Here is a 6,473-nt window from a genome sequence, read left to right as displayed (position 1 = left end):
ATGTCCTCCATATGGTGCTCTATATGTCCTACCAACGCCGCCTCCATTCCAAATCTACACGTGGAAACGGACTCGCAGATCAGCTTGTCGTCTGGAAGGTGGGGGCAGCGCACCGCTTACGATGGTCATCACAGAGCTGCTGCCTATCACCTTCGAGAGGCACGAGGAGAGGCAACCATAAAGGTTCCCGTAGAGGCTCACCCGAATATGCCCCTCAACGCAGCGATAGGGGCAGCTTCCAAGTTGAATGGGCGTGAGAAGGTCACAATCACCAGAGCGGAGAAGGGCAACGCCGCTTGGAAAATGGTATGCGAAGGCTCTGGGTCAATTGCGGAATTGGTGAAGTGGTCTGGGGTCTCGAAGCAGCAAATCTCGATCATGCGGGGGGTGCTGAAACGTCTCAGGGAACGAGGAATATCAACCAGTCAAATGATTGATCAAGGTTGGGATTGGTCACGTGATACGGATAAGAGCAAGAGCACTTCGGAGTTTACCGAAAACGCTGCCGAAGCGATGGCACAGGATTGGGCTGAACGGATCGGGAAAGCCCTTGGTGGGAAAGCTGTCGATAACCCAGGCGTTGTAGCGAGAGCGCTGGAAATCATCTCTCCTGCGCTACCATCAAGGATGATTGAAAGCGATGCCTTTTGGGACGCTTTGAATGGCGCTGGGCGAAACCTCTTGGAAGAGTTTGACCTTGAAGAAGAAGACTCCTTAGAGGGTGAATTTTAGTGAGGATAAGGGATAGAAGAACCTAAGCGGGGACGGTCCAGGAACTCAGTGTTCCTAATCCTTAGGGCACCTAATTAGGGAAGCAACTATTTGATTTCTGTTCGTGGTGGTTCGCACAAACGGTGGCTAGGAGCAAGTGTCTCCCTATGAAGCGCTCGCAATGCGAACCAAAACAACGCATTAGAAGAACCCGATTGGCTTGGCAAAATTCCAAATCCGCCAAACCAACCGAATATTCCCATTTTTTATATGTCGACACCATACGTCGATTGTTGGTGTTCTTGTGCAACTTTCGGGTCATTAAGCAATTGAAACAATTCTTTGAGGCAAATCACTTCAATATGCGAATTCGCAGAATTTAGCCGGTGCGTTAAGCCATGGTGGGTTCGATGATGTGTTTGCTCTTCATCTAGGTATGAAATAACTGAGTATTCCTTGTCGAATTCGCTCCCCATCTCCCAAAAAATAGCGAGGTCGATGTCTTTCTCATGTTTGTCTTCCGATTCAAATTCTCGGATCAGCCCGTCCAAGCAAAATTTGTATTCGAGAACTTTTGGTGGAGTGGTGTATTCTTTTGTGAGTTGCTCGTCAAAAACACCTAGGGGGTTGTTTTTCACGTCATAGGCATAATCTGTTAAGGGGTTTTCTGCCGAAAATCTAAAAACACCATCGTATTGTGAAGACTGGGATGTAGCCAGAAGCTTCAAGCCTCGAATAACACCACCTGCAATCAACTGGTTGAACAGCACTATTACGTCTTGTTCACTCTGAGGAACGCACATGACCGAAATCTTTTTTGTAGGCAAAAAGAACTTGTCGTTCTTGAGTATCAAGGGGTGATCCGTTTCGTGCTGTTCCTGGTTTTTTAGCCAATCATGAACTTTGATTTCTTTATCTATGTCTGCTTGAGCGCCACTGTCAGATTTCAGAATATCGTCTCTTCTTGCGCTGAGTTGTTTGACAACCCCTACTGCAATTTTTTCGGCTAGCTCTTTTAGCTCAGGCTGAAATCCCTTTCGGCCCAAGTCGGGTTCAGCTCCGTCAAAGTGAACAATGACGTGGCTCTGGTTCTGATGGCCGATGCTTTTAGTCAAAGGAATCGTTATTAGTTCACCTTGCGGCATGCCATTGCTCGCAATCTGCAAGCCGCCTCTAATTATTCGAAGCCCTTTCCGCAACTTTGCCTTTTTGTCATTCAACTGGTCCCAAACTTCTGTCGAATAGACAAAATATCCGTACGCAGTAAGCTTGTGAGTTTTTGCAAGGTCTTTTTCCGCTTCAGTTAGTTTCGCGAGGCCAGTCGCTTCGTCCGCAGAGTACATTTCGTAAATGGCATTCGATTTACGAAACTTTTCAATGGCCTTTGAAGGGTCTTTCCCGGAATCCAAAGCCTTTTGCTGAGCAGCTACGATTTTACGCAGATTCTGGCTCGCCTTGATCTCGAGGTGAGGAAATTTGTACCTTGCGGACGCTGAGTCAACTTTCGACACATTTCCCTTTTCATCTGTGACCTCAAGATCAAACTGAATATTCGATGCAGAACAACTAGGTAAATCTATCGCGCCTAGAGGAGTTTTGACGAGTAGTAAGTATAGCCATTGATCCGCAGTTTTAGCTTTGTACCAGGCCAGGCTACTTGGTCGAACGTGCTTTCCCGAAAATGTAATCTTGAAGCTAGAGCCCTGATCAAGCTCTTTAAACGCCGAACTCTCTGTTTTCGCTGGCTCGATAACTGGAACTGGAACCGTCCCCGATTGATCCTCAATCCACTCCCTTCCACGACGCATCACTCCTTCATACGAAAAGAATTCGCTTTTAGTCCTGACTGTCAGCTCATTGAAACCATAAGCAATATAGGTGACGCCAACACCCTTGTTGCCACGTGTGTCTCCACCAGATTTGAACGAAATGCTCGGAGCTAGAAAAGATCGAAACTCAGCTTCCTCGAACCCACAGCCGTTATCAACCACTTCAACGGAATTTTCTTGCAAATTAATACTGACCCTTATTTTGGAGGCGCCATTCTGGTCAGCACCAAATCTCTTCTCAACTGCGTCCATTGCATTTTGGAGGATTTCTGAGAGTGGATCATAATTGCTAACGTACGACTTCAAAATATTTTTGATTTCGCGCTTCTTCGCGGAAGCGAGAACATTTGCATCGACGTTTCCGGCCGCTTCAAGTGGATTCCAGGACAAGGTCCCGTCAGTTGATGTCATTAGTAGGCGCTCCTGAGGTTCGAGCACAGTTCATAAACACGAACTCGCTCTCTTTAAGTTCTTGAGCTATATGACACTGCTCAGCGGTTTGAGCTAGCCACTTCCGTAGTTTTGGGGCTCCCACTCTTATCTAAACCTAGAGCACACCGTAGTGAACTTTGACTTATCATCGACATGCTAAAAAGGTCTGCATCGGGCTGAACACTGGCAAAGAAAGAAATCTGTTCTAAGGCCGACTTTAGTTAGTTTGTAGCCCTTGCTGAAATCGCTTCACAATCGCTTCACATTTCGCAGAATACGTGCTTATATTCCATTGATAACAAAGCGATTTTTCCGGTGATGATGCCTCTTCTGGGCACCATTTATTCCAAAATCATTGCTTTTCCACGCCGACACCGGCCTAATTCACGCAACTTTGGCCCGTGAACTTTTCTGAACATGTGCGCCACTCAACTTGCTAAACACCCTTATTTTATTGATCCAAATCAGGGAATAGATATATTAAATAATTAGAATGTGAAGCATGGGCGATACCTGCCCTCCAATTTCTTTAGGAGCTTCACTATGAGACCTTTCAAAACCTTAGCGCTGGTTGTTGCTTTGTCTTTGCCCGCATCCTTTGCCGCCGCCTTAGACATTCAGGGATCGCCCATTTTAAGCGACGGAACCAATGCGATGGGGCTGCAACGTCAACAGGGTATTCATGAGATTAATGCCTGCGGAGAATCCTATTGGATTGGAACACAAGAAGGCATGTCCAACTATAAGCGTATGAAGCCGCAATTGGAAAAAGGGGGGTATGTCTATTATCACACCACAGATCCCTCAAAACGGTTTTACCCCTGCGCATGGGGGCGGTATGAGCACCTTAGCGGTGAGGTTTTTTAGGGCAGAATTGCACATTTGAGGGATCCAAACCCAAATTGCTTCCGGCAGAGCTATGCCCTTCGCCGGGGCCATATGATTACACCCAATCCCAAACTGATTCCGTTACGTGACTTTGGGTGTTTCACCCTCATTTGCCTGACAATTCTCTATACGCCATCCGGCGCGCGCCCTAAGGTCAAGCTGCACCTTACAGGACACACCAATGCCCCCATCCCTAGACCGCGCAAAAGTCATCGCTGCGGGCGTATTCAGCCTGATCCTCACCGTGGGGATCGCGCGGTTTGCCTATACACCATTGTTGCCAACAATGATCGAAGACGCCGGACTGAGCCATTTTTGGGGCGGCTGGCTGGCGACCATCAATTACGTGGGGTATTTGGGCGGGGCGCTTTTGTCGATGTCGATCAAAGACTTGGCCGTGAAGGACCGATTGTATCGGCTTGGGTTGATCATGGCGATTGCCACAACTGCCGCGATGGGGCTGACCGACAATATCTGGCTCTGGGCGATCCTTCGGTTTCTGTCGGGGCTCAGCAGTGCGGCGGGGATGTTGCTGGCCTCTGGCCTGGTCATGCACTGGCTGATGCGCCACGGGTACCGCGCTGAATTGGGTGTGCATTTTGCCGGGCTTGGGCTGGGCATTGCTTTGGCCGCGATCACCGTTTGGGGGATGGAGCAGATGTTGCCATGGGATACCCAATGGCTGATCTTGGCAGCGATCGGTTTGGCCCTGCTGATCCCGGCTTGGGGCTGGTTGCCATCGCCAAAACACACCGCGGCCACCGCAAAAACCCAACCGCACAGCGCCACGCAACTCAGCCCGTTTTTCATGCGGATGTTTCTGGCCGCCTACTTCTTTGCCGGCATTGGATATGTGATCACCGCGACCTTCATCGTCGCCATTGTCGAGGATTTACCCGGCCTGAAAGGTCAGGGGCCCCTCGCCTTTCTCATCCTTGGTCTGGCGGCCGCACCCGCTGGCGCGCTTTGGGATCTAAGCGCACGGCGCTTTGGCTATGTCCCGACGTTGATCCTCGCGATGTTTTTGCAGGTGCCTGCCATTATCATGCCGATTTTGATCCCCGGACTGGTCAGCGTGCTTTTGTCGACCATGCTGTTTGGCGCCACGTTTATGGGGGTCGTCAGTCTGGTTTTGACCATGGGCGGGCTTCTTTATCCCGCGCAGCCCGCCAAGTTGATGGGCAAGATGACCCTGTCTTATGGGACCGCACAAATCCTTGCCCCGGCGCTGGCCGCACAGCTGGCCGCGATCAGCGGGAATTACAACGCCAGCCTGTATCTGCCCGCCGCATCCGTGGCCTTGGGCGGCGTTTTATTGGTCATTTTGCAGATCAAAAACCCCATCTCCCTTGGGCATTCCACCGCGGATAAGGAACCCGTTCGGACAGGTTGACGCCCGAACAGGATTAAGAGGGCTTAGGCGCTGAAATGCTCGTACGCCGCGCGGGCTTTGGCGGAATAGGCCAGCGACGGCCCGCCGCCCATGTAAGTCGCCATCGCAAGGGCTTCGTTCATCTCATCCAAGGTCGCACCAAGGCGCACAAGGGATTGTACGTGAAAGCCAATGCAGCTGTCGCAACGGGTGGCAATCGCAATGCCCAGCGCCATGAATTCCTTGGTCTTTTCCGACAACGCACCGTCCTTTTTGGCGGCGGTGCCCATCTGGGTGAACCCCTTCATCGTCTCAGGCATATCGCGCCCCAATTTGCCGATATTTCCCACGGTCTCTTTCATGAAAGCGTCCCAATCCATCGCGCGTCTCCTTTGGTTGCGTTCCCCCAATATGGGCCGCACCGGCGGGGGAACCACCCCCCGTTTGTCCCGCTGACGCAGACGTGAAAAGCGTGACAGATCAGCGCTCGTCCGCCCCCATGCGCCGTTCCAGCCAGCGCACAGCGGATGAGATGATCAAGACCAGCACGAGATATTCGAGGATGAGCAGCGAATAAATCTCCAGCGGGCGATATTCGGTGACCACCAATTCATTGGCGCGGCGGGTCAACTCCTGCATACCAATGACGGACGCAAAGGCCGACATTTTCACGATATAGATGAACTGGTTCGCCAGCGGCGGCAGGATGCGGCGGATCGCTTGCGGCAAGATCACATAGCGCATCGTCTGTGCGCGGCTAAGGCCGATCACGGAGGAGGCCTCGGTCTGGCCACGCGGCACGGCCTGAATGCCCGACCGGAAAATCTCTGCCGTAAAGGCGCTGTCGGAAATGGCCAATGTGATCACAGCGCCCCAAAACGGGTCGATGTTGATTTGAATTCCCATGGATTTCATCACCACAGGAAGGCCGTAAAATACCCAAAACAACATCGGCAACAGGGGAATCGCGCGGATAAACTCTACGTAAATTCGGTTCGGCAGGCGGACCCAACGATTTGCCGACAGCCCCGGCATGGTGATCAACAGGCCGATGATGATCGACGCAAAGGCCGCCAGCAAGGACACTTGAATGGTGGATGAAAACCCGCGCAGCAGGAACTTGATATTCACCCAACCGTTGGCGGTGGTGGGATCCACAACATACCAGCCCCAAGTGCCGGGTTGCCCCGCGCAACTGGCCAGCAACAGAAGGGCGGCAAAGGGCAGAAACCGGGTCATGC

General features: G+C 51.4%; 6 protein-coding genes. 3 read left to right on the top strand and 3 right to left on the bottom strand.

The features are described 5' to 3' along the window. Nucleotides 1-732 (top strand): hypothetical protein (locus KKW20_RS12565; protein WP_214568232.1); only part of this gene is annotated, 732 nt, incomplete at its 5' end. 245 nt (nucleotides 733-977) lie between these two features. Here KKW20_RS12565 and KKW20_RS12560 read toward each other — a convergent pair. After that, entirely contained in the window at nucleotides 978-2,951 is a 1,974-nt protein-coding gene (locus KKW20_RS12560; RefSeq protein WP_214568231.1) for an ATP-binding protein, read from the bottom strand. 564 nt (nucleotides 2,952-3,515) lie between these two features. Between KKW20_RS12560 and KKW20_RS12555 the strand changes: the two genes are divergently transcribed. Together KKW20_RS12555 and KKW20_RS12550 are read left to right on the top strand one after the other, a co-directional pair. Beyond that, the gene (locus KKW20_RS12555) at nucleotides 3,516-3,839 is read left to right on the top strand and encodes a hypothetical protein (RefSeq protein ID WP_214568230.1); all 324 of its coding nucleotides are present in this window, start codon (nucleotides 3,516-3,518) and stop codon (nucleotides 3,837-3,839) included. Nucleotides 3,840-4,041: 202 nt separating this feature from the next. After that, entirely contained in the window at nucleotides 4,042-5,253 is a 1,212-nt protein-coding gene (locus tag KKW20_RS12550) for a YbfB/YjiJ family MFS transporter (protein ID WP_214568229.1), read from the top strand. Nucleotides 5,254-5,276: 23 nt separating this feature from the next. On the opposite strand, the gene KKW20_RS12545 is transcribed toward KKW20_RS12550, so the two are convergent. After that, complete coding sequence (locus KKW20_RS12545) at nucleotides 5,277-5,612, bottom strand: carboxymuconolactone decarboxylase family protein (RefSeq protein ID WP_214568228.1); 336 nt, start codon at nucleotides 5,610-5,612, stop codon at nucleotides 5,277-5,279. 100 nt (nucleotides 5,613-5,712) lie between these two features. Continuing rightward, on the bottom strand, nucleotides 5,713-6,471 hold the full coding sequence (locus KKW20_RS12540; RefSeq protein ID WP_214568227.1) for an amino acid ABC transporter permease: 759 nt from the start codon (nucleotides 6,469-6,471) through the stop codon (nucleotides 5,713-5,715). Nucleotides 6,472-6,473: the final 2 nt, after the last annotated feature.

It is taken from the genome of Aliiroseovarius lamellibrachiae (assembly GCF_018599245.1).
Classification (GTDB): Bacteria; Pseudomonadota; Alphaproteobacteria; order Rhodobacterales; family Rhodobacteraceae; genus Aliiroseovarius; species Aliiroseovarius lamellibrachiae.
This window is presented reverse-complemented; position numbering and strand designations above follow the sequence as displayed.

Coding starts and splice junctions, on each gene's coding strand:
- KKW20_RS12560 (WP_214568231.1), bottom strand. CDS start 2,951: ATGACATCAACTGACGGGACCTTGTCCTGGAATCCACTTGAAGCGGCC.
- KKW20_RS12555 (WP_214568230.1), top strand. CDS start 3,516: ATGAGACCTTTCAAAACCTTAGCGCTGGTTGTTGCTTTGTCTTTGCCC.
- KKW20_RS12550 (WP_214568229.1), top strand. CDS start 4,042: ATGCCCCCATCCCTAGACCGCGCAAAAGTCATCGCTGCGGGCGTATTC.
- KKW20_RS12545 (WP_214568228.1), bottom strand. CDS start 5,612: ATGGATTGGGACGCTTTCATGAAAGAGACCGTGGGAAATATCGGCAAA.
- KKW20_RS12540 (WP_214568227.1), bottom strand. CDS start 6,471: ATGACCCGGTTTCTGCCCTTTGCCGCCCTTCTGTTGCTGGCCAGTTGC.